The organism is Lentzea californiensis, from assembly GCF_024648825.1.
Classification (GTDB): domain Bacteria; phylum Actinomycetota; class Actinomycetes; order Mycobacteriales; family Pseudonocardiaceae; genus Lentzea; species Lentzea californiensis.
This window is the reverse complement of record NZ_JANBBE010000013.1, coordinates 49,872-70,300: the sequence shown is the minus strand read 5'-3', so window position 1 is coordinate 70,300 and position 20,429 is coordinate 49,872. Positions and strand designations below refer to the sequence as shown.

The window sequence follows — 20,429 nt, the reverse complement described above, 5'->3', positions numbered from 1 at the left end:
CCCGACAGAGCGTCGGGATCAGGAGGCCAGGATGTTCATCGCGACCAACCGGATGTTCGTGAACGCGGACATGTCCGAGGAGTTCGAGCGGTACTTCCGCGGCAACATGCGCACCCACCTGCCCGGAGTCCCCGGCCTGCTGCGCAGCACGCTGCTCAAGCCGACCCAGGACGACCAGCCGTACGTCTCGGTCAACGAGTTCGAGTCCGAAGAGGCCTTCCGCGCCTGGGTCGCCTCCGACGCGTTCCGCGAGGCGCACAAGGGCCACCGCACGATCGCGCGCCTGGTCACCGGCAACGAGCCGGAGCGGTTCACGCACGCCGAAGACATGGTTCTGCCCCGGCAGCGCACCGAGTAGGAGATGCCCTCGCCCCACATGGGGGAACCGCGAACTCGGCAACCGGTTCGCCGAGGCCGAGACAGCATCGGCTACAGCCTGCGCGAACTCGGCCGGCTGGAGGACGCGGCCCACCACTACCGCTCGTCCGTCGAGGCCTACCGCTCCTGCGGCGACCGCTACGGCCTGTCGGTGACGATGGTGTCGCTCGGCGACGTGCACCTGGCACTGGGCGACACCGGCGAAGCCCGTGAGGCGTGGACCGAAGCGATGCGGACGTTCGAGGACCTCGGTCAGCCCGACGCCGACGCCGTGCGCGCCGAGCTCACAGCTCTGTCAGGAGCTTCTTCATCCGCTTGATCTCGTCGTCCTGCGTGGCCACCACGTCGTCGGCCATCTCCTCGACCTGGACGTTGGTGCCGGCCCCGCGCACGTCGGTCGCCATCTTGATCGCACCCTCGTGGTGCTTGATCATCAGTTCGAGGAACATCCGGTCGAAGTCCTTGCCGCGCGCAGCGCCCAGGGCGTTCAACTGGTCCTGCGTGGCCATGCCCGGCATCGAGCTGTGGTCACCGTGCGTTCCGATGGCGTTGAACGTGCGCTGCCACTGCTTCATGGCGCCGATCTCGGGTTCCTGGCTGAACCGGATGCGGTCCGCCAGGCCCTTCACCGTCTCGTTCTGCGCACGGTCGGGAGCGAACCTCGTCATGGCGAGGGCCTGCTCGTGGTGGGCGATCATCATCGCCACGTACTCGCGGTCGGCGTCGTTCGGCGGCGGCGGGATCCTGCCGGTGACGTCCGAGGGCGCCACGGTCGGCGCCGAGCCGCCGGGCGTGTCCGGCGCGATGACCGGTGCCGCGGCGGGCTCCGACGTACAGCCTGCCAGCAGGGCGAATGCCGCCACGATGACCATGACCCCAGAACGCATGCTCCGGACAATACCCTCCGAAAGACGCTGGCCTTTAGCAAGGCGAAAGGGTCATACTCCCCCACACAAACCCGTACCGAGGGGGTACAGCTGTGACTTCAAGCGCAACGGCCCGGCGTCGCAGAGCGCCATTGGCGGTTCTGGGGGCGCTCGCGCTGACGCTGTCGACGGTGACCGCGCCCGCGTACGCCGAGCCAGACCTGCCGGCGGACGGCAAGGGACTGAGCGAGGCTCAGCTCGAGTCGCGGGCGGAGGGCGCCAACGGCATGCCGGGCGTCGACGAGATCAGCCGCAGCCGCAACATGGTCCCGGTCGCCCACCTGGACAAGCAGGCTCCGCTCAGCTCGACGCAGACCGACATCGCGTTCCAGGACAACTACGCGTTCGTCGGCAACTACGACGGCTTCGTCATCTACGACATCCGCAACCCGAAGAAGCCGACGATCAAGAGCCAGGTCCTGTGCCCCGGCTCGCAGAACGACATCTCGGTGTACGGGAACCTCCTGTTCCTGTCGACCGACTCGTCGCGCAGCGACAACTCGTGCACCAGTGTCTCCCAGCCCGCGACGATCAAGGAGTCGTGGGAGGGCATCAAGGTCTTCGACATCAGTGACAAGAGCGCCCCGCGCTACGTCGCCGCCGTCGAGACCGCCTGCGGTTCGCACACCCACACGATGGTGCCGAGCAAGAACAAGAAGGACGTGTACCTCTACGTCTCTTCCTACTCGCCCAACGCCACGTTCCCGGACTGCCAGCCGCCGCACGACAAGATCTCCATCGTCAAGGTGCCGGTGAAGAACCCGGCCGCGGCCTCGCTGCTGAAGGCCCCGGTCCTCTTCCCGGACGGCGGTAACGCTGGTCGCACCGGCACCATCGAGACCGGCTACACCTCGGCCACCTCGGGTTGCCACGACATCACCGTCTACCCGCAGCTGGACCTCGCGGCCGGCGCCTGCATGGGTGACGGCGTCCTCTGGGACATCTCCGACCGGGAGAACCTGGTCGAGATCAACCGCGTGCAGGACGACAAGAACTTCGCGTTCTGGCACTCCGCGACCTTCAACAACAGCGGCACCAAGGTCGTCTTCACCGACGAGCTCGGTGGCGGTGGTGCCGCGACGTGCAACGAGAAGATCGGCCCGACGCGGGGTGCCAACGGCATCTACGACATCGTGGGCAAGGGCAAGAACCGCAAGCTGGTGTTCAAGTCCTACTACAAGATCCCGCGCATGCAGGGCGACACGGAGAACTGCGTCGCGCACAACGGTTCGCTGATCCCGGTGCCCGGCAAGGACATCATGGTGCAGTCCTGGTACCAGGGCGGCATCTCGGTGTGGGACTTCACGAACTCGGCCAAGCCTCGTGAGATCGGCTTCTTCGAGCGCGGCGCGATGCCGAACGGCCTGGGCGGCGGCACCTGGTCGACCTACTGGTACAACGGCTACATCTACTCCTCGGAGATGGGCCGCGGCTTCGACGTCATCGACATGCGCGACCCGCGCACGTTCGTGGCGAAGCTGTTCCGCACGGACGAGCTGAACGTGCAGACCCAGGGCAACTTCTACCGCGGGTAGTAGCTGCCACCCAGATCAGCGCGGCTGCCGGTGTTCGGCAGCCGCGCTGACTGCTGTCAGGACCAGGGTCACCGCGACGCCGCCGAAGACCGCCCACACCGGTGAGCCGACGTCCATCGCCCACGCGGCGACGACGGCCGTGAGGCCGTAGCCCGCGCCCGTCACGGCGTACATCATCGAGAACCCGGCGGCGTGCGCGCCGACGGGAAGCCGTTCGCGCAACGCCAGACTGCGCGTCACCAGCACGCCGGACTGGAACAGCCCGGCGGCGAGCAACGCGCCCGCGATGCCCGGCAGGTTCGGGAACAACGCCAGCGCGCCGACGCACGTCGCCGTGACGACGAGCAGCACCAGACCCTGGGTGCGGAACGTTCCCGGCCACGGCCGCAGCCCGTACAGCACCGCGCCGAGCGCGCTGCACGCCGCGAAGCCCATGAGCAGCGGCCCGATCCAGCCGATCCCGATCCCCCGGTGCTCCAGCAACGCGGGCAGCACCAGTTCCGCGACCGCCAGCTGCACCAGTGCCGCCGCGCTCACGAGGTAGATCGGCCAGGCCGACGCCACCACACGGGGTTTCGCCGTGCCGGACCGCGACGTCACGTGCCCGCGCGGCAGAATGAACACCAGCCACGCCGCCACGACGACCAGCGACACGGACACGACGACGGGCGCCCGGTGGTCGACGCTCAGCGCCAGCACCGTCACCAGCGCGGGCGCCACCGCCCAGACCACCTGCGTGATCATGGCGTCGAAGCCCATCGCCTTGGGCACCAACGCGTCCGGCACCAGCCCGAGCAGCATCGCCCGCAACCCGCCGGGCGTGGTCGACGGCCCGGCACCCGCGACGAACGCCGCGATCGCCAGCACCGTCACGTTCTGCGTCAGCGCCAGCGTCGTGAACGCCCCGGCGCCGACGAGCAGCCCGACCGACAGCTGCCCGCGCATCCGCGACGGGTCGAGGAAGAGCCCGAGCAGCGCGGCGCCGAGCACCTCGCCCAGCACGTAGACGGCGACCAGCGATGCGGCCAGCACGTACCCGCCGGGCAGTCCTCTCGTGAGGAACACCATCATCAGCGGCGTCATCGACATCGGCAGCTTCGCGGCGACCGTCACCACGGCGCACGCCAGCACGTCCCGGTTCGCGAGGTCGCGGTACCCGGCAGCGGAGATCGTCATCTAGTCGCCCAGCTCCTGGAACAACGTCAGCTGCAACCCGGCCGGCGCCTGGAGGCGGGCGTTCAGCGAGTTCCACGGCGTGCGAGTCGGCTCCGCGATCACCTCGGCCCCGGCGGCTTCCAGCGCACGGGTGGCCGCGGCGGAGTCGTCCACCTCGAAGGCCACCCGGACGTGCCCCGCGACGCGCCTGCCGACCTCGACCTCGTCGATGAACGCGGCGTGCGGCGGATCGGTGATCTCCAGCGTGGCCCGGCCGGCTTCGAGGATCGTGACCCTGCCGCCGTCGGACGTGAACGCCGCCCGTTGCTCAAGCCCCAGCACGTCTCGGTAGAAACGCAGGGCCTCGTCGTAGTCGTCAGCGGTGACGACCAAGCGGAGTTCACGGACACCGGTCATGGCGACGATCATCGCACCACCGGTGTCAGAACGAGGCGAACCCGCCGAACTCCACGGCCTGTCAGGATGTCGTCCGTGCTGAACGGACTTGATCAGGTCGACTGGGCGGAGCTGGACCACGCCTTCGGACCGGCTGCCGGCCTTCCCGACCAACTCCGCGGCCTGGTGTCCCGCGACGAGGAGCATCGCCGGCGATCGCTCAGGGCGCTGTCCGAGCACATCTACCACCAGAACACGATCTACGAGGCCACGCCCGGCGCGATCCCGTTCGTGCTGGAGGTGCTGACCGCGCCCGAGTGCCATGAGCAACCGCAGGTGCTGAGCCTGCTCACCTCGATCGCCACCGAGTTCGACGGGAAGTGGTGGCTGCCAGAGGGTCTGCCCATCGCCCGCTACCGGGCACAGGCGGCAAGTGGCGACGACCTCGACGAGCACGGCCATGAGAGCTACGCACGCACCTGCTTGCGCGCGTATGACGCCGTCCGCGCCGGGGTTCCGGTGTTCCGCGAACTCCTGACCCGGGAACCGCCGGTCGCCCGCATGGCGGCGTACGCCCTGGCCTGGTTCCCCGAGGACGCACCGGAAAGCCTGAAGGCACTGGCGAACATCACCGGAGGAGACGACGAAGGCGTGGTGGCGGCGACCGCGTCAGTCGCGATGGGGCTGCTTCGCGGCCGTCCCACGATCACGCTCGACGACCCGAGGCCGATCGCCCGGTGGGGCGCCGCTGTCGCGCTGGCCACCGTCGACGGAGAAGAGGCGACCCAGGACGTCGTCGACGAACTGATCACCACCGTCCGCGCGCTTCCCGACAACGACGAGGTTCCGTTCCTGCGCGGCAACCTCGCCGGCTACGCGGGCGGTGCGCTGCGGCTGACCGGCCGACGGCACGCGGACCGGACGTTCGACGCGCTCCTGCGGCGCATCCTCGACGTCCCCGGCGGCAGTACGTTCTACGCCGTCAAGGAGGCCCTGCGCCTGGCGTTCCCCGCGGGAGCGCTCCCGCGGGGCACCGCCTACCCCGCGCTGGACGACCGCCAGCGCCGGCTCGTCGACGCGCTCGCCTGCTCTCCCGGCGCCTGGCTGACCTACAGCGTCAGCTTCGGCCGGCTCGTCGCCGAGTACGGCCTGCCGGCCGGCAACGCGGCGATGCGGGACTACACCTCGACGCGCTGATCGGCCGGCAGCACCAGCCGCGTCGCGACCGCCAGGAGCAGCGAGATCCCCGCCGTCACGTGGATCGGCGCCGGTCCGAACGTCGCCGCCAGCACCGCCGCCGACCCGATCGGCAGAAGGTACTTGCGCGGCCCGTCCTGGCCGGGACAGTCCTGCACGTACCAGACGCACAGGAAGAACACGGCCAGCGGCACCGTCGTGAACGCGGCGACCGTCGTGCCCGGCGCGTGCGAGATGTGCAGGTCGTAGTCGACCGAAGCCGCGAGACCGGCGCCCAGTGCCGCGATCGAGCCGAGGACGAACAGGTGCGCGTAACCCCAGAGGAACGCCTTCTTCAGGCTGTGCAGGTGGGAAGGCGCCTCGAAGTAGATCCACCACACCGAGAACACGATGACGAGCGAGGCGGCGGCGAGCGAGATGAGGTTGACGCCGCTGTCGAAGCCCTTCTGGAACGCGAGCGTGGCCGCCAGGATCGACTCGCCGAGCACGATCAGCGTGAACAGGCCGTGCCGCTCGGCGATGTGGTGCGGGTGCCAGGTCGTCGCGGTCGTCCGCTCGGCCCAGGCCGGGATCAGCAGTTCGGTGATCATGCCGAGCACCCAGAACGCGAGCGCGAGGCCCGGCGGCACGAAGAGCCACAGCACCCACAGCACCTGCATGGCCGCGATGCCGCCCGCGTACCGGTACGCGCACGCCTTGTGCTCCGGGTTGTCCCGCGCGGCACGCAGCCAGTGCGTGACCATCGCGAGCCTGATGACGACGTAGCCGCCGACGACGATCCGGTAGTCCTGGTGCTCGAAGACGGCGGGGATGCCGGCCGCGATCACGAGGACACCGGCGATCTGGACCATCGTGATGATCCGGTACAGCGTGTCGTCGTTGTCGAACGCGCTGGAGAACCAGGTGAAGTTCAGCCAGGGCAGCCACAGCGCGAAGAACGCCATGCAGAACGCCAGCAGGCCGGCACCGGCGTGGTTCTCGGAGACGGCGTGGTGCAACGAGGCGGCGGCCTGGGCGACCGCCACCACGAAGCTCAGGTCGAACAGCAGCTCCAGCGGCGTCGCGACCCGGTGGGCCTCCGCCGTGTCGCGCGCGAGGAGCTTCTTGATCATCCCGGTACCACCATGATCCTTGATTCGCTGAGGTCGAGCGCGACCCGCGTGCCCGGCTGGTACGCGGCGGCGGTGTTGGAGGGCTGGTCGATGCGCAGCACCTGCTCCCCCACCCTGACCGAGATCCGCGTGACCGGCCCGAGGAACGACTGGGTCAGCACGTCGCCCACGATCTTGCCATTGGCGTCGCCGTCGTGCGCGGAAACGCCGATGTCCTCCGGCCGCACGATGACACGGACGTCGCTCCCGGACGGCTGGTCGTGCGTCGTCGCCACGGTCACGCCGTTCACCACCACGGTCTGGCCCTCGGCCTTGGCCTCGACCGAGTTCGTGACGCCGACGAACTGCGCCACGAAAGCCGTCTTCGGTTCGCGGTAGACGACGGACGGGGTGTCGAGCTGCTCCAGGCGGCCGTGCGACATCACGCCGACCCGGTCGGAGACGGCGAGCGCCTCCTCCTGGTCGTGCGTGACGAACAGCGTCGTCATGCCGAGCTCCGTCTGGATGCGGCGGATCTCGTCGCGCAGGTTCACGCGGACCTTGGCGTCCAGAGCGGACAGCGGCTCGTCCAGCAGCAGCACCCGCGGCTGGATCGCGAGAGCGCGCGCCAGTGCGATGCGCTGCTGCTGACCGCCCGACATCTGGTGCGGGTACCGGCCACCGAGGTGGGCGAGACCGACCAGTTCGAGCAGCTCGCCGGCCTTCTTGGCGTCGGCCTTGCGCATCTTCAGGCCGAACGCGACGTTCTGCGCCGCGGTCATGTTCGGGAAGAGGCTGTAGGCCTGGAAGACCATGCCCATGTCCCGCTTGTTGGCCGGCACCTTCGTGATGTCCTTGCCGCCCACGGTGACCGTGCCGGAGTCGGACGTCTCGAAGCCCGCGACGATGCGCAGCGCCGTCGTCTTGCCGCAGCCCGACGGGCCGAGCAGCGACACGAGCTCGCCCTCGGCCAGTTCCAGGTCGAGGCCGTCGAGCGCCACGTTGCCGCCGAACGACTTGCGCAGTCCTTTGAGTTCCAGATGACCCATGTCTTACTCCTCGACCACGGTCTGACGGCGACGCTGGCCGACATAAGAGAGTGCGAACAGAAGGACGAACGCGAAGATCAGGCACAGCAGCGACACCGCGATGGACACACCCGCGTTGCGCTTGCCGAGCAGGTTGACCTGCACCTGCAGCGTGTCGAAGTTGAGCAGCGACGCGATGGTGAACTCGCCGAGCACCAAGGCCACCGACAGCAGCGAAGCACCGATCAGCGCGACGCGGATGTTCGGCACGACGACCTTCCACAGCACCGTGAACCACGACGCGCCGAGGCTGCGCGCGGCTTCGGCCAGCGTCTTCAGGTCGATGGCGGCGAGTCCGGCGTCGACCGCGCGGTAGGCGAACGGCAGCACCAGGATCGTGTACGCGAACGTCAGCGTCAGCGGTGAGTCGCCGAAGAAGTAGTTCACCCAAGCGTAGAGCGGCGCCATGCCGACCACGAGCACAATGGCGGGAATCGCCAGCGGCAGCAGGCAAAGGAACTCCACGAGCCGCTGCAACTGGGGAAGCCTGAGCCGGATCCACGCCATGGTCGGCACGAGGAGCACCAACATGAGCACCGCACTCGTCACCGACAACAGCAGCGAGTTCACGAGGGCTTCCATCAGGCCTTCGTCGTCGACGATGGACGTCCACGACTCGAGGCTGCGCGTGTCGTTCTTGCCCCGCGTGGAGAACTCCGCCATCGCGATCAGCGGCAGGATGAAGTAGACGCCGAGGACCAGCAGGACGATCGTGCGCAGGACGCGCTGTTTCACTAGCGAACCCACTTGGCCACCCTCTTCTGCAGCAGCACGTTCACGCCCATCGCGATGCTGACCACGATCACCATGCCGAGGCCGAGCGCCTTGCCGAGGTTCTCCTGGCCGAGCACGACCTCGCCGGTGAGGAACCCGCGGATCTGCAGCGGCACGATCGGACTGCCCTGCGAGACGAGCGCCGCGGCCGTGGCGTAGGCGCTGAAGGCGTTGGCGAACAACAGGAGCAGCGCGCCGAGGAACGGCGGCGTCAGGATCGGGCCGCCGACGTGGCGCCAGTACGTCCAGCTCGTGCCGCCGAGGCTCGCGTTGGCCTCGCGCCACTGCGGGCGCAGGCCGTCGAGCGCGGGCAGGAACACGATCACCATCAGCGGGATCTGGAAGAACGTGTAGACGAGCGTCAGGCCGGGCAGTTCGAACAACCACGCGCTGCCGGCGAAGAGGTCGATGCCAACGTTGTCACGCAGGAACTTCGTGACAAGACCCTCGAAGCCGACCGTCGCGAGGAACGCGAACGCCAGCGGCACGCCACCGAACTGGGCGAGCACACCGCTGCCCGCGACGACGGTCCGGCGCAGCATCCCGTCGGGGTTGCCGACCGCGATCGCCCACGTGAGCAGCGCGCCGAAGATCGCGCCGATGACCGCCGTGAGCGCGGAGAGTTCGATGCTGCGCACGAAGGCGTCGAAGACGACGCCCGTGAACAACGTCGTGAGGTTGTCGAGCGTGAACGCGCCGTTCGAGTCCTGGAAGGCACCGAACAGCACGAGCACCGTGGGGTAGACGAGGAAGGTGCCGACGAACGCCAGGAACGGCACCGCGACGAGCCAGGCGGCCACAGATGGCCGACCGGCGGCCCCACCCCTGGGGGTGGGACCGCCGGGCTTTGCCGCCGCTACAGGAGCGACCGAGGTCATCCGATGGCCTGTGCCCAGGTCGCGGTCAGGACGGCCTTGGCCTTGTCTGCCTGGGCCTGCGTCTGGAACACCTGCTTGCCGTCGGTCTTGGGCAGCTTCTCCTTCGCGGCCTTGTCCGCCTTGTCGCCCATCTTGTCCAGGCGCACCGGGCGGGACATGCCCTTCAGGTAGAGGTTCTGGCCCTCGTCGGAGTAGAGGAACTCCTGCCACAGGCGGGCGGCCGCGGGGTGCGGCGCGTCCTTGCTGATGGCCTGGTTGTAGTAGCCGCCGATCTGGGCCTCGGCCGGGACGACGACCTTCCAGTCGAGCTTGCCCTTGAGCTTGTCGGTCTGGGCGGCGTTCGTGTAGTCCCAGTCGATGACGACGGGCGTCTGACCGGACTCGATCGTCGCGGGCGACGGGTCGACCGGCTGGAAGTTGCCGGCCGCCTTGAGCTGCTTGAAGAACTCGACACCGGGCGCGATGTCGTCGGCGCTGCCGCCGTTGCCCAGCGCCGCCATGACGACACCGGAGAACGCGGCACCGGCCTGCGTCGGGTCACCGTTGAGCGCGACCTTGCCCTTGTAGTCGGGCTTGAGCAGGTCCTTCACGCTCGTCGGCGCCGGCACCTTCGCGGCGTCGTAACCGATCGACATGAAGCCGCCGTAGTCGCCGTAGTAGAGGCCGTCCGCGTCCTTGAGCTCCGTGGCGATGTCGTCCCAGGTGCTGACCTTGTAGGGGGCGAACAGGTCCTTGTTGGCCAGCGCCACGTTCAGGCCGAGGTCGAACACGTCGGGCGCGCGGTCGTTGCCCTTGAGCTGCTTGGCGGCGTTGATCTCTTCCTGGCTCGAGGCGTCCGGCTGCGCGGAGTCGACCTTGATGCCGTACTCGGCCTCGAAGGCCTTGATGATCTCGCCGTAGTTCGCCCAGTCCGGGGGCAGCGCGATGACGTTGAGCTTGCCCTCCTTCTTGGCGGCCTCGACCAGCTTGTCCATGCCACCGAGCTCACTCGCCGACTTCGCGGTTCCGGCGGCACCAGCCGGCGTCTCCTTGGCGGGCGGGGCGCCACAGGCGGCCACCGCCAGCACCAGCGCACCGACGCCGATCAACTTCGTCGTGACGTTCCCTCGCTTCAGCACCAGCGGAGGATTGGCTCGGGATGCTTTCGTTGTCAAGCCAGCCGCGCCGGTTGAGACCTTCTCGACTCCAACCGTGAATTCTCGGCGGCCTACGGGTTGCCGCTGAATGCTTTCCGTGCCTCACCCAGGTGTTGTGCCGAGATCCCGGTACCGGGATCGACGTGGATCAGCGCGGTGGTCAGGTGTCGTCGCTTGTGGACGAACTGCTCGCGGCGCTCGGCGTGCAGCCCGAAGTCGTCGTCGAACCAGACGAGCGGCCTTTCGTAGGCGTACCGGGCGACCGCCGGGTACTTCCAGCCGGTCTCGTCGTGGAACTCGATCACCTTGAGCTGCGGCAGGCCCAGACGTGGCCCGATCTCGGTGTTCGCCCGGTGCAGCCACGTCGTGGCCCACGCCAGTTCGGCGCCGGTGTCCTCCGCCAGCTGTCTCAACTGGGTGCCGTGCTCCGGGTCGAGCCAGATGCGGAGCCTGCGGCGCCAGCCGACCTTGATCTCGAACAGCCGGTAGTTGTCCGGCTTGGGGTTCGCGGCCCACGGGTGGAGCGGGCCGTCGACGTCGATCAGGACCAGGGGACGCATCCGTCCAGCATGCCCGGCCCCGTCCGTACGCTGTGCGAGTGCGCCTGATCATGACCCTGCTCGTCCGCGACGAGGCGGACGTCGTCGCCGCGATGATCGAACACCACCTCGCCGCGGGAGTGGACCTCGTCGTCGCGACCGACAACGGTTCGGCCGACGGCACGATCGAGATCCTGGAGGCGTACCGCGACGCGGGCGTGCTCGAACTGCACCACGAACCGGCGCAGGACTACGAGCAGGGCCGCTGGGTGACCGCGATGGCCCGCCGCGCGGCCGCCGGGCACGGCGCGGACTGGGTGATCAACGCGGACGCCGACGAGTTCTTCTGGCCCGCGTCCGCCTCGTTGAAGGACGACCTCGGCGCGGTGGACCCGGCGTTCGGCGTGGTGGAGATGCGGCGCGACAACCTGGTCGCCGACCCGTCCGCCGACGGTGGCTGGGTGCACCGGTTGATCCTGCGCGACACGGCGTCGCTGTCCCCGCGCGGCACCAGGATCGGGCCCAAGACCTGCCACCGCGGCGACCCGGAGGTCACCGTCGACCAAGGCAACCACGGCGTGTCCGGTCCGCTCCTCGGCCCGATGACGACGGCCGGCGTCGACATCCTGCACGTGCCGGACCGCGGCTACGAGCAGTACCAGCGCAAGATCGCGAACGGCGGCGCGTCCTACGCGGCCAACACCCGCCTCGATCCCGGAGTCGGCTGGCACTGGCGCGAGGACTACGAACGCCTCCGCGACGGCACGCTGCACCAGACCTACCTCGACCGCCGGCCCGACGTCGCGGCGGGGCTCGCGTCGGGGGTGCTGACCGTGGACACCCGGCTGCGCGACCGGCTGACGTCGCTCGACCCGGTGGTGCCGTGGGCGTTGCGGGCCGCGACCGCGACCTGAGTTCGCGGTGGTCAGGCGCTCACGCGTCAGGTGGACGTTCCCCCGTTCGGGCCACACCGCGCCGCCGGCTCCGCCAGACTGATCGTCGTGACGCAGCCGCCCCACCAGTCCGGACCGCCGCGACAGCCGTGGCACCACCAGCCGCAGGGCCAGCAGCCGTGGGGTCCACCGCCGCAGCAGCCGTGGGGGCAACCGCACCCCGGACCGCCGAAGAAGAAGTCCCCGGTGGTCTTCGTCGTGCTCGGTCTCGTGGCGCTGCTGCTCGTGGGGGCCGGCGTCCTCGGCACGGGCCTGCTCTGGCCGGGCTGGATGAAGCAGAAACCGGCGACCAGCTCCGCCCCGGTGGACCAGTCCACGCCGGAAAGCGCCGCGAAGGCCATCGAGGACGCGCTCAACCGGCGCGACATCGACCAGTTCGTGAACGTGCTGACGTGCAAGGACGGCCGCAACAAAGCCGAGAACAAGGACATCTCGCTCGCCGAGGAGATCCTCTACCGGGACGTCCAGCCGCTCGACCCGAAGCGCAAGAGCGACGCCAAGCCGGTCTTCAAGGTCGACGAGGTCCGCAAGATCAAGCCCAGCGACCCGGTCTACAACGACGGCAACAAGAACGCGACCGTCGCGATCATGTCCGTCGAGTACCCGGCGGACGGCGGGCCCGAGAAGCGGCGCGGCGTGCTGGCGCTCTTCCAGGAGGACAACAGGTACGTCGTCTGCGAGATGGGCTTCGTGCCGGTGGCCACCACCCAGGAGCCGCCGCCGGACCCGGACCCGGACAGCCCGACGGGCCGCGTGCAGGCCTTCGCCAAGGCGGTCAACGCCAAGGACATCGCGGCCGCCCGCCTCTACATCTGCTCGACGGCCCGCGCCGTCAACACGTGGGCCGAGAGGGCCATCGCGGCGGGCGGGCAGTTGCGGCTGCACGACAAGGTCGTCACGACCGAAGCGGAGGACTCCGGCCAGGCCCGGCTCTGGTACACGCTGAACGGTACGGAGACCAAGGCGGGCGGGTTCCTGAAGAAGGAGTCCGACGGCTGGTGCCTCTTCACGTTCAACAGCGACGCCAAGTAGTCGAAAACGCGCGTTGCTGGTCGTATAGGAGGCATGTTCACCGACGAGGAGATCGCTTATCTGCGCGAACAGCCGCTGGCCCGCCTCGCGACCGTCAACGAGGACGGCTGGCCCGACGTGGTGCCGCTGGCGTTCGAGTGCGACGGCACGCACATCTGGGTCGGCGGCGCGGGTGACCAGGTCAGGAACACCCGCAAGTTCCGCAACATCACCGCCGGCCGCCGCCAGGTGTCGCTCGTGGTCGACGACCTGGTCTCGTTCACCCCGTTCGTCGCGAGGGCCATCCGGATCTACGGCATCGCCGACGACCCGGCCGAACGCACCGGCATCGTCGGCCCCGGCGTCTACAGCCGGATCACCCCGACCCGCGTCTGGGCGTGGAACATGGCGGGCGAACCGGCGGGCGAGACCTGGTACGAGCCCCGCCGGTCATGAGGCCCTGCGCGCCGAGCACACCGCCGCGCTGCCCCACCGGGCGCCGTAGAGCAGTCCGGGCAGCAGCCGCCGGAACCGCAGGTGGATCTCCCCCGCCCGGTCCACCGTCCGCTGCGACCCGGCCGGCTCGGCGTCGGACCGTTGCACCAGCACGCCGTCGAACGTCCGCACGAGCCGCTTGCGGTCGTGCTCGAACCGCACGCGCAGGTCGAACAGGTCGCACGGCCGTTCAGGCACGTGCAGCACGCACGGGTGCATGGCGTCGCGGTTCGACATCCGGTAGCGGATCGCGAAGTCGTGGATCTCGCCGCGCACCAGCGGTTCGGCCGGGACCAGCGTGAAGCCGGGACGGCCACCGTCGCCGCGCTCCCGAAGCGTGCCGCCGTAGAGCAGGTGCACGTCGACGTCGCGCCGCCGGACCGGGAAGACCGAGGCGAAGTCGAGCGACTCGACGCCGTCCTGGTCCACCACGACCTGGTAGCGCTCCAGCACCTCCGGCTGCCCCTGGTCCAGCACCACGGCGACGCTGAGCTCCGAGGTGTGCCAGCCGCCGTCGGCACGCGGAGACGTCGTGGCCGCCAGTTCGGCCAGCTGCTCCACGGCCTCGTCCACGCGGCGGCGCACGGTGCGCGAGTCACGGTCGATCCGCGCGGCCACCCAGGTGACGCGCTCCTGGTAGAGCGGCTGCCGGACGTCGGTGATGAGCCCGAACGCCGCCCGCGCGGCTAGCTGCAGGTCGTCGGGGAGCTGCTCGACCAGCTCGGTCAGCCTCGTGACCAGCTTCTGCTTCGCGGCGACCGAGCCGTCCGCGCTGGTGATCCCGCAGGCGGCGGCCAGCGTCGGGCCGATCTTGTCCACGATCCGTCCGGCGTGCACACCTCGTCCTTTACGGAGGGTCTTCAGCTCACGGACCAGGTTCTTCAACATCTCCGCTCTCCTCCCCTTGCTCGCTCACGTGCGGCGGAGTCAGGTTGCGGGGGGCGTGTGGACGAGAAGTGGACACGCCGTGGATCGGTCAGACGTGCTCCGGTCGCAGGACGGTCCGTGCCACCGAAGAGGCCAGCGCGATGCCCAGGCGCACACCGTCGCAGCCGAGGAAGACCCGCGAGCTGCCGATGCGGCCGAGCGCTCGCTGGTCGACCGCCCCGAGTCCGAACGCGACCATCTCCGGGCACAGCGTGGTGGCGGTGAGCCTCGCGAGCGCCGCGGGCCACGCCGGATCGGTCGCCCTGCCGTCGGAGACGAAGAAGAGCAGCGGTCTTCGCACCTGGACCCGCTGCGTCTTGAGGTGGTTCACGTCGCGCTCGACGACGGTGCGCACGAGGGTGAACGCGGCACCGAAGTCGGAACCCGGTTCCTCGCGCGGCGTGATCTCCTCGGCGGGGTCGAGCGCGGGCAGCAACGGCCGCACGACCAGCGGGCTGTCCGCGAAGACGACCACGCAAAGCCGGATCTGGGCCGTGGCGTGCCGATCCGCGTGCACCACCCCGCGGAACTCGCGCATCCCGGCGTTCACCTCGTCGATGTGGTCGCTCATCGAGAACGACACGTCGCACACGAGATAGCACGGCAACACATCGAGAACCATCCGACTTCCCCCTCAACACGATGCGTGGTGCGAACACCGTTACCGGATCGCGTTGATCAAACGTGGACAAAAAGCTGATTCGCTGACACACCAAAGGGGCTTTGCGCGACATTCCACCCAGATGGCAGCTCGTGCACCGGGAGGACGGCGTGGAATTTCGTATGCTGGGTCCGTTGGAATGCTGGCACGCCAACACTTCCGTGCCCCTGGGAGACCAGCAACAACGCTTCATCCTCGTCGTCCTCCTGCTGCACGCCAACAAGCCCGTGTCACCCGAACGGCTCACAGAGACCGTGTGGCCCGACAACCCCGAGCGCAGAACGCTGGTCCGCGGTTACATCAACAAGCTGCGCAAGGCGTTCGAACACACCGACGCCGCGATCGACACGACACCGACCGGCTACGTGCTGCGCGTCGACGAGAACCAGATCGACACCGTGCGCTTCGACCGGTTGCGTGCGCAAGCCGCACAAGCCTTGCGGAACAACGACCAGCGCAAGGCCGTCGATCTCCTGTGTGCCGCGGTCGACCTATGGCGCGGGAGGTTCTTGGAGGACATCGACATCGACCGGGTCGGTGGCGCTGCGGTGATCTCACCGGCCGAGAGCTTCGCCGACGCGCTGGGTGACGTGGCCGAGCTGGAACTGCTCGTAGGTGATCACCGCTCGGCGCGCGACCGCATGCGGCGTGCCCTGCCGAAAGACCCCGCCAACCAGAGGTACGCCGAACTCCTCATGCGCGCGCTGATCGCGGGTGCTGACGGTGTGGGCGCCATCCGGGTCTACAAGAACGCCTGCGCGGCGCTCGCAGAAGCCGGCTACGAGCCGGGGTCGGCGCTGCGCAAGCTCGCGGCGCGGGCGGAACACGGTGAGCCGGTCAGCTCGCTGCCATCCCGTCCAGGCGGGTTCACCGGCCGGTCCAGCGAGCTGGAGGCGATCGAGGTGGCCGCCGCGGGCACCGGTGAGCGACGCGCGGTGTGGATCAGCGGCGCGCTCGGCGTCGGCAAGACCGGCCTGGCCGTCGAGGCGGCACACCGGTTGCGCCCCCGGTTTCCCGACGGCCAGCTCCTGTTGCGGCTCAACGGGTTCACCCCGAACGTGGCAGCGATGTCCGTGTCGGACGCGCTGAGCCAGCTGCTCACCGAACTGGGCGTGCCGGCCGAGCAGATCCCGGACACGGTGGGCCGCAAGGCATCGCTCTACCAGACCCAGCTCTACGGCACGAAAACGCTGGTGGTGCTGGACAACGCGGCGTCACCCGAGCAGATCCGGCCGCTGCTGCCCGAAGCGCACGACTGCTTCGCCATCGTCACGAGCCGCAGGATGGGCGAGCCGGACATCAGCGAACACGTGCGGCTGGCCCCGATGCCCGCCGCCGACGCGTCCGCGCTGTTCCGGAGGCTGACCGACCCGTTCCGGGTGCGCGGCAGGGCGGCGGACATCGCGGGCCTGGTGAAGCGCTGCGGGTACCTGCCGGTGTCGATCACGGTCGCGGCGGCGTTGCTGCGCAGGCACGACCGGTGGTCGCTCGACCACCTGCTCGGCCTGATGGACGAGGAAGGGCCGTTGCGGGAGGACGCCGCGGTGCTGGCGTCCTACCGGCAGCTCGACGACCGGCAGCAGCAGCTCTTCCGGCTCTTCGGGCACCTTCCTGGACCGGACGTCGACCTCGTCGGCGCCGCGGCCCTCGCGGGGCTCACCGTCGCCGGCACCCGCGAGCTGCTCGACGACCTGCACGAGGTCTGCCTGCTGGAGGAGGTCGCGCCGGACCGGTACCAGATGCTCGACCCGATCAAGGAGTTCGCCGCTCTCGAACCCCCGCCCGCGGACGCCCTGGTGCGCTTGCTCGACTTCTACCTCGTGTCGCTGAGCAGCGCCGTGAGCGCGGCCTACCCGTTCGACCGCATCGTCCAGCCGTCGGTGAACCGCGTGAGCCCGCTCGGTCTGCGGTTCACCCGCGAGGACGAGGCACTGGCGTGGATCACCTCCGAGCGCGACAACCTGATGGCCGCCATCCGGCGTTCGGGCCCGGACCACGCGTGGCGGCTGGCGGCGCTGATCTGGCGGCACTTCAACACGGCGAACCGGTTCGAGGACTGGATCGAGGCCGTCGACTCCGTTCGCCCGGAGGACGACCACGGCCAGGCGCACGTGCTGCTGCGCCTGTCCACCGCCCACGACCGGCTCGGCAGGCACAGCGAGGCGTTCGAGTTCGCCGAACAGGCGCTGAAGAGGTGGTCCCGGCTCGGTGACGTGGCGGGCGAGGCGGCGACGCTGTGCGCGCTCGCCATGTCCGCGATGCAACTCGGCTCCCATGACGAGGCGGTCCGGTGCTTCGAAGCCGGGCTGACGAAGTACGAGCAGTGCGGGGACCTCCGGGGCCGGGCGCACGCGCTCAGCATGCTGGGCTACCTCAACGAACAGCACCGCAGGTACGACATCGCGTTGCGGCAGCACGGCGAGGCCGTGCACATCCTGCGGGAGATCGGCCACCAGCAGGGACTGGCGCACGCGTTGAACAACCGCGGCGCGAACCGGCAGCACCTCGGGATGCTGGAGGACGCCATCCCCGACCACCTGGAGGCGCACGAGATCGCGGTCGAGCTCGGCGACGACTGCGTGGCCGCCTACGCGTTGACCAACATCGCCGACGCCCACCGGCTCGCCGGCCGGCTGGGCGAGGCACTGCACCACCACGAACTGGCCTCCGCCGCCGCGGCGGACCTGGCAGACGCCGACCTGCGCGCGAGGCTCTTCCGCGACCGGGCCGCCACGGCACGCGACGGAGGCGATCTGGCCGGCGCGCTGCGCCTCTACCTGGCGTTGCTGGACGTGGCCACCGGAACGGGCAACCGCACGCACCAGTCCCACGGTGAAATCGGTGTGGCACGGACGATGCACGCGCTGGGCAGGCATTCCGACGCGGTGGCGCACTGGAACGCGGCCGAGGCCGTGTTCACCGAGCTCGACCAGCCGGAGGCGCAGGAGGTGCGGGCCGAGCGCGCGGGGATGACCTGTGCGTGCGGTCAGCGGTGAGACAGGAGCCGTTTCAGGTCGGGGTAGACCTCGCGCACCGCCGCGTGGTTGTGCCACCTGCCCAGGGTTCTGGCCAGTTGCCGCAGATCCGTCCGGATGGTGGCCGAGTCGACGTGCGCCGCGTCGTCGATCGTGGCGGCGAGCGTGCGGCAGCTCTGGTCGACGTCACCGGACAACGCCTGGGCGAGCGCCTTGCGCGTGCCGAAGCGTGCCCTGGTGCGGCGTGACGTGAGGGGCACGAGCGCCAGCTGCCGGTCCAGCACGACGGCGGCCTCGGCGTTGAGCCCGAGGTCGCTCAACGCCCATCCCCTGGCCAGTTCCAGCGGATCGGGCGCGCTGGGGCCGAGCGCCGGGTACGGGCTGTCGGGCTGCGCGAAGTCCATCAGTCGCACGGCGCGGTCGAACGCGCTTTCGGCGGCGTAGCGATCTCCGGCGAGTGCGTGTCCCTGCGCTTCGCGTCGTGCGGCCAGCGCGAGGACTCGTGAGCCGGCGTTGCCGATCCACTGCGCCTGCTGGGCGAGGTTGATCGTGCTCCGGGCATCCTGCCGGTAGAACGCGATCCCCGCCTCCCGCACGAACGAGTAACTCGCGATGTCCGGGTCCCCCGCCGCGCGCGACAGTTCGGAGGCCTGCCTGGTCCACCAGAGCGCCGCCTGCTCGTCGCCTGCCTCCTGGCTCATCCAGCCGGTGTACTCGGAGAGGCGTGCGGCGAGCCTCAGCAACCCCGTGCCGATAGACCCCGTGTTCTCCCGCGCCATTCCGTGCACCGTGTGCTGCAACGCTTTCAGCGGCTCGATGAGCACCATCGGGCTGGTGCGCAGCCCCAGTGCGCGCAGGTTCTCGAACGAGGTGCGCATCCCCGCGACCACCTGTGCGTCCGGGACCGGCCGGAACCCGCTGCCGGCGAGCGCGCCCGCACCGAGCATCGTGCCCGCCACCAGCACCTGACGGCGGGCGAGTGCCGGGGCGCCGCGCATCGCGGCCTCGATCAGCCGCCCGCCCACGCCGAGCACGCCGTCGCACAGACGGGCCACCGTCGGCGTCGGCGGTTTCAGGTCGTTCTCGATCTTGCTCAGATAGCCCTTGCTGTAATGAATCGACTTCGCCAGCTGCCCCATCGACAGACCTGCGGCGATGCGGTGTTCACGCAGCAGCTCACCAAAACTTCCGGCCACGATTTCCTCCCGGTCCGGCGTCAGCCGAGTACATCACCAGAATCTGCCCGGCGCAATCGCCCTGGCCATGACAAAAAATGGCCAGGGCGCATTAGCGGCTATGTCATCCGTGCCACGGGTTGCCGCCGCCGTTCTGGTTCTCCGTGGTGGTCGTGGTGGTGGGAGGTGGCGGCGGGGTGTCGTCCGCGTTCGCCGTGCCGCCACCGGAAACGGCGGCGGCGACAGCGAGCGCGGTCACCAGCGTGGCGGCACCGGCGACGAAAGTGGACACGATTTTGGACATGACGAATCCTCCGAAGGAAATCGCAATTGATTTCGGGATTTCGCCCGCCGTTCTGCGGGCTACTTCGAGGATTCATCTTCAGAATTCGCAACAACAGGTGTTTCCCGTTGCCCACCGAGGTGGTCAACACGTCCACTCCTCATCCACTTCTGGTCGACACCCGGCGTGGATGCTGCGCGCACCCGGCCGCCGGCCGGCCTCACCGAGGAGGTTGGAGTGACCGAATCCGCGACCTACGACATCGCCGTGTCGTTCGCAGAAGAGCAGCGCGCCGTGGTCGGCGAGGTGGTCGAGGCGTGCCGGCAACGCGGCCTGACCGTGCTGGAAGGCAACGACCTGCCAGAGGCACGAGTGCGCTTCTTCGTGCCCTTCGTGTCCAGTGTGGACGAACTGGTGGTGAACGGCGACGAGCACGTGCTGCCCGTGCTGACAGGTGACGCCCCCGCGCCGTCATCGTTCCTGCGCACGGACGAAGGTCTGGTCGACACGCTCGTCAGTCGAGTGGAGGCGGCCGAAACGGCGGGCAGGGAACGGGTGTCCGTCGCTCAGGTGGCGACCGAGCCCGAGGTGGCGCCCACGACCGAGGAGGTCCCCGCCACGAGCCCCTTGCGTTCTCTGGCCGAACAGTTCGCCGCCGCGGGTGCCAAGCGCGACCTCTCCGGCACCCTGCACCTCGGCGACACCACGATCGCGGTCCGCGTCGAACGTGCGGGCGACACCGTGTACGCGGTGGAGGTTCGCGACGAGACCGTGAACTTCGTCGTCCTGGGCGGCACCACCGAGCTGCTCTCCACGCTGCACCAGCGGATCGAAGACATGCTGGCCTCGTAACGCG

The 20,429-nt window shown here is 69.3% G+C and carries 22 protein-coding genes; 9 read left to right on the top strand and 13 right to left on the bottom strand.

All coding sequences use genetic code 11. The features are described 5' to 3' along the window. The first annotated feature begins 31 nt into the window (after nucleotides 1-31). Together LX88_RS35100 and LX88_RS35095 are read left to right on the top strand one after the other, a co-directional pair. Nucleotides 32-358 carry an antibiotic biosynthesis monooxygenase family protein gene (locus tag LX88_RS35100; RefSeq protein WP_030477998.1) on the top strand — a complete coding sequence of 109 codons (327 nt, stop codon included), beginning with the start codon at nucleotides 32-34 and terminating at the stop codon, nucleotides 356-358. 18 nt (nucleotides 359-376) lie between these two features. Beyond that, nucleotides 377-697: a tetratricopeptide repeat protein gene (locus LX88_RS35095; protein ID WP_258952087.1), complete on the top strand. Its 321-nt coding sequence runs from the start codon at nucleotides 377-379 to the stop codon at nucleotides 695-697. Here LX88_RS35095 and LX88_RS35090 read toward each other — a convergent pair. Beyond that, nucleotides 663-1,265, bottom strand: coding sequence for a DUF305 domain-containing protein (locus LX88_RS35090; protein ID WP_258952086.1), 603 nt, complete (start codon nucleotides 1,263-1,265; stop codon nucleotides 663-665). The genes LX88_RS35095 and LX88_RS35090 overlap by 35 nt on opposite strands. Nucleotides 1,266-1,531: 266 nt before the next feature. On the opposite strand from LX88_RS35090, the gene LX88_RS35085 reads away from it, so the two are divergent. Then, nucleotides 1,532-2,839, top strand: a complete 1,308-nt coding sequence (locus LX88_RS35085) for an LVIVD repeat-containing protein (protein WP_258952241.1) — start codon at nucleotides 1,532-1,534, stop codon at nucleotides 2,837-2,839. A gap of 15 nt (nucleotides 2,840-2,854) precedes the next feature. Here the strand turns inward: LX88_RS35085 and LX88_RS35080 are convergent, their stop codons facing one another. Together LX88_RS35080 and LX88_RS35075 are read right to left on the bottom strand one after the other, a co-directional pair. Next, on the bottom strand, nucleotides 2,855-4,015 hold the full coding sequence (locus LX88_RS35080) for an MFS transporter (RefSeq protein ID WP_258952085.1): 1,161 nt from the start codon (nucleotides 4,013-4,015) through the stop codon (nucleotides 2,855-2,857). Beyond that, complete coding sequence (locus tag LX88_RS35075; RefSeq protein ID WP_258952084.1) at nucleotides 4,016-4,411, bottom strand: VOC family protein; 396 nt, start codon at nucleotides 4,409-4,411, stop codon at nucleotides 4,016-4,018. It abuts the gene before it with no gap. 75 nt (nucleotides 4,412-4,486) lie between these two features. On the opposite strand from LX88_RS35075, the gene LX88_RS35070 reads away from it, so the two are divergent. Next, nucleotides 4,487-5,587: a hypothetical protein gene (locus tag LX88_RS35070; protein WP_258952083.1), complete on the top strand. Its 1,101-nt coding sequence runs from the start codon at nucleotides 4,487-4,489 to the stop codon at nucleotides 5,585-5,587. Here the strand turns inward: LX88_RS35070 and LX88_RS35065 are convergent. The 6 genes from LX88_RS35065 to LX88_RS35040 all read right to left on the bottom strand — a co-directional run bounded on the left by LX88_RS35065 (nucleotide 5,569) and on the right by LX88_RS35040 (nucleotide 11,114). After that, complete coding sequence (locus LX88_RS35065; protein ID WP_258952082.1) at nucleotides 5,569-6,699, bottom strand: low temperature requirement protein A; 1,131 nt, start codon at nucleotides 6,697-6,699, stop codon at nucleotides 5,569-5,571. The genes LX88_RS35070 and LX88_RS35065 overlap by 19 nt on opposite strands. After that, nucleotides 6,696-7,727: an ABC transporter ATP-binding protein gene (locus LX88_RS35060; RefSeq protein WP_258952081.1), complete on the bottom strand. Its 1,032-nt coding sequence runs from the start codon at nucleotides 7,725-7,727 to the stop codon at nucleotides 6,696-6,698. Before LX88_RS35060 ends, LX88_RS35065 begins: the two co-directional genes overlap by 4 nt. A gap of 3 nt (nucleotides 7,728-7,730) precedes the next feature. Continuing rightward, complete coding sequence (locus tag LX88_RS35055) at nucleotides 7,731-8,513, bottom strand: ABC transporter permease (RefSeq protein ID WP_258952080.1); 783 nt, start codon at nucleotides 8,511-8,513, stop codon at nucleotides 7,731-7,733. Beyond that, nucleotides 8,501-9,340, bottom strand: a complete 840-nt coding sequence (locus LX88_RS35050; protein WP_090066923.1) for an ABC transporter permease — start codon at nucleotides 9,338-9,340, stop codon at nucleotides 8,501-8,503. The genes LX88_RS35055 and LX88_RS35050 overlap by 13 nt, the downstream gene beginning before the upstream one ends. Nucleotides 9,341-9,414: 74 nt before the next feature. Further along, nucleotides 9,415-10,536 (bottom strand): ABC transporter substrate-binding protein, encoded by a 1,122-nt coding sequence (locus LX88_RS35045; protein WP_258952079.1) that lies wholly within the window; start codon nucleotides 10,534-10,536, stop codon nucleotides 9,415-9,417. Between the two features lie 89 nt (nucleotides 10,537-10,625). Further along, complete coding sequence (locus tag LX88_RS35040) at nucleotides 10,626-11,114, bottom strand: HAD domain-containing protein (RefSeq protein WP_258952078.1); 489 nt, start codon at nucleotides 11,112-11,114, stop codon at nucleotides 10,626-10,628. Nucleotides 11,115-11,152: 38 nt separating this feature from the next. Here LX88_RS35040 and LX88_RS35035 point away from each other — a divergent pair, with 38 nt between their 5' ends. The 3 genes from LX88_RS35035 to LX88_RS35025 all read left to right on the top strand — a co-directional run bounded on the left by LX88_RS35035 (nucleotide 11,153) and on the right by LX88_RS35025 (nucleotide 13,513). Further along, nucleotides 11,153-12,007, top strand: coding sequence for a glycosyltransferase family 2 protein (locus LX88_RS35035; RefSeq protein WP_258952077.1), 855 nt, complete (start codon nucleotides 11,153-11,155; stop codon nucleotides 12,005-12,007). Nucleotides 12,008-12,094: 87 nt separating this feature from the next. Then, the gene (locus tag LX88_RS35030; RefSeq protein ID WP_258952076.1) at nucleotides 12,095-13,078 is read left to right on the top strand and encodes a hypothetical protein; all 984 of its coding nucleotides are present in this window, start codon (nucleotides 12,095-12,097) and stop codon (nucleotides 13,076-13,078) included. A gap of 33 nt (nucleotides 13,079-13,111) precedes the next feature. Beyond that, the gene (locus LX88_RS35025; RefSeq protein ID WP_258952075.1) at nucleotides 13,112-13,513 is read left to right on the top strand and encodes a PPOX class F420-dependent oxidoreductase; all 402 of its coding nucleotides are present in this window, start codon (nucleotides 13,112-13,114) and stop codon (nucleotides 13,511-13,513) included. Here the strand turns inward: LX88_RS35025 and LX88_RS35020 are convergent. Together LX88_RS35020 and LX88_RS35015 are read right to left on the bottom strand one after the other, a co-directional pair. After that, nucleotides 13,508-14,440 carry a hypothetical protein gene (locus LX88_RS35020; RefSeq protein WP_258952074.1) on the bottom strand — a complete coding sequence of 311 codons (933 nt, stop codon included), beginning with the start codon at nucleotides 14,438-14,440 and terminating at the stop codon, nucleotides 13,508-13,510. The two genes, LX88_RS35025 and LX88_RS35020, sit on opposite strands and share 6 nt — an antisense overlap. A gap of 88 nt (nucleotides 14,441-14,528) precedes the next feature. Beyond that, the gene (locus LX88_RS35015; RefSeq protein ID WP_258952073.1) at nucleotides 14,529-15,101 is read right to left on the bottom strand and encodes a vWA domain-containing protein; all 573 of its coding nucleotides are present in this window, start codon (nucleotides 15,099-15,101) and stop codon (nucleotides 14,529-14,531) included. 161 nt (nucleotides 15,102-15,262) lie between these two features. On the opposite strand from LX88_RS35015, the gene LX88_RS35010 reads away from it, so the two are divergent. Next, nucleotides 15,263-18,136 carry an AfsR/SARP family transcriptional regulator gene (locus LX88_RS35010; RefSeq protein ID WP_258952072.1) on the top strand — a complete coding sequence of 958 codons (2,874 nt, stop codon included), beginning with the start codon at nucleotides 15,263-15,265 and terminating at the stop codon, nucleotides 18,134-18,136. Here LX88_RS35010 and LX88_RS35005 read toward each other — a convergent pair. Then, complete coding sequence (locus LX88_RS35005) at nucleotides 18,127-19,311, bottom strand: helix-turn-helix domain-containing protein (protein WP_258952071.1); 1,185 nt, start codon at nucleotides 19,309-19,311, stop codon at nucleotides 18,127-18,129. The two genes, LX88_RS35010 and LX88_RS35005, sit on opposite strands and share 10 nt — an antisense overlap. Before the next feature lie 103 nt (nucleotides 19,312-19,414). Further along, complete coding sequence (locus LX88_RS35000) at nucleotides 19,415-19,594, bottom strand: hypothetical protein (RefSeq protein WP_090066917.1); 180 nt, start codon at nucleotides 19,592-19,594, stop codon at nucleotides 19,415-19,417. A 216-nt stretch (nucleotides 19,595-19,810) separates the two neighbouring features. Here LX88_RS35000 and LX88_RS34995 point away from each other — a divergent pair, with 216 nt between their 5' ends. Beyond that, nucleotides 19,811-20,425 (top strand): hypothetical protein, encoded by a 615-nt coding sequence (locus tag LX88_RS34995; protein ID WP_258952070.1) that lies wholly within the window; start codon nucleotides 19,811-19,813, stop codon nucleotides 20,423-20,425. Nucleotides 20,426-20,429 lie beyond the last annotated feature (4 nt).

What these genes read in the sequence shown, in the direction of transcription:
- LX88_RS35100 (WP_030477998.1), top strand. Translation starts at nt 32, where the DNA reads ATGTTCATCGCGACCAACCGGATGTTCGTGAACGCGGACATGTCCGAG.
- LX88_RS35095 (WP_258952087.1), top strand. Translation starts at nt 377, where the DNA reads ATGGGGGAACCGCGAACTCGGCAACCGGTTCGCCGAGGCCGAGACAGC.
- LX88_RS35090 (WP_258952086.1), bottom strand. Translation starts at nt 1,265, where the DNA reads ATGCGTTCTGGGGTCATGGTCATCGTGGCGGCATTCGCCCTGCTGGCA.
- LX88_RS35085 (WP_258952241.1), top strand. Translation starts at nt 1,532, where the DNA reads ATGCCGGGCGTCGACGAGATCAGCCGCAGCCGCAACATGGTCCCGGTC.
- LX88_RS35080 (WP_258952085.1), bottom strand. Translation starts at nt 4,015, where the DNA reads ATGACGATCTCCGCTGCCGGGTACCGCGACCTCGCGAACCGGGACGTG.
- LX88_RS35075 (WP_258952084.1), bottom strand. Translation starts at nt 4,411, where the DNA reads ATGACCGGTGTCCGTGAACTCCGCTTGGTCGTCACCGCTGACGACTAC.
- LX88_RS35065 (WP_258952082.1), bottom strand. Translation starts at nt 6,699, where the DNA reads ATGATCAAGAAGCTCCTCGCGCGCGACACGGCGGAGGCCCACCGGGTC.
- LX88_RS35060 (WP_258952081.1), bottom strand. Translation starts at nt 7,727, where the DNA reads ATGGGTCATCTGGAACTCAAAGGACTGCGCAAGTCGTTCGGCGGCAAC.
- LX88_RS35040 (WP_258952078.1), bottom strand. Translation starts at nt 11,114, where the DNA reads ATGCGTCCCCTGGTCCTGATCGACGTCGACGGCCCGCTCCACCCGTGG.
- LX88_RS35025 (WP_258952075.1), top strand. Translation starts at nt 13,112, where the DNA reads ATGTTCACCGACGAGGAGATCGCTTATCTGCGCGAACAGCCGCTGGCC.
- LX88_RS35020 (WP_258952074.1), bottom strand. Translation starts at nt 14,440, where the DNA reads ATGTTGAAGAACCTGGTCCGTGAGCTGAAGACCCTCCGTAAAGGACGA.
- LX88_RS35015 (WP_258952073.1), bottom strand. Translation starts at nt 15,101, where the DNA reads ATGGTTCTCGATGTGTTGCCGTGCTATCTCGTGTGCGACGTGTCGTTC.
- LX88_RS35010 (WP_258952072.1), top strand. Translation starts at nt 15,263, where the DNA reads ATGCTGGGTCCGTTGGAATGCTGGCACGCCAACACTTCCGTGCCCCTG.
- LX88_RS35000 (WP_090066917.1), bottom strand. Translation starts at nt 19,594, where the DNA reads ATGTCCAAAATCGTGTCCACTTTCGTCGCCGGTGCCGCCACGCTGGTG.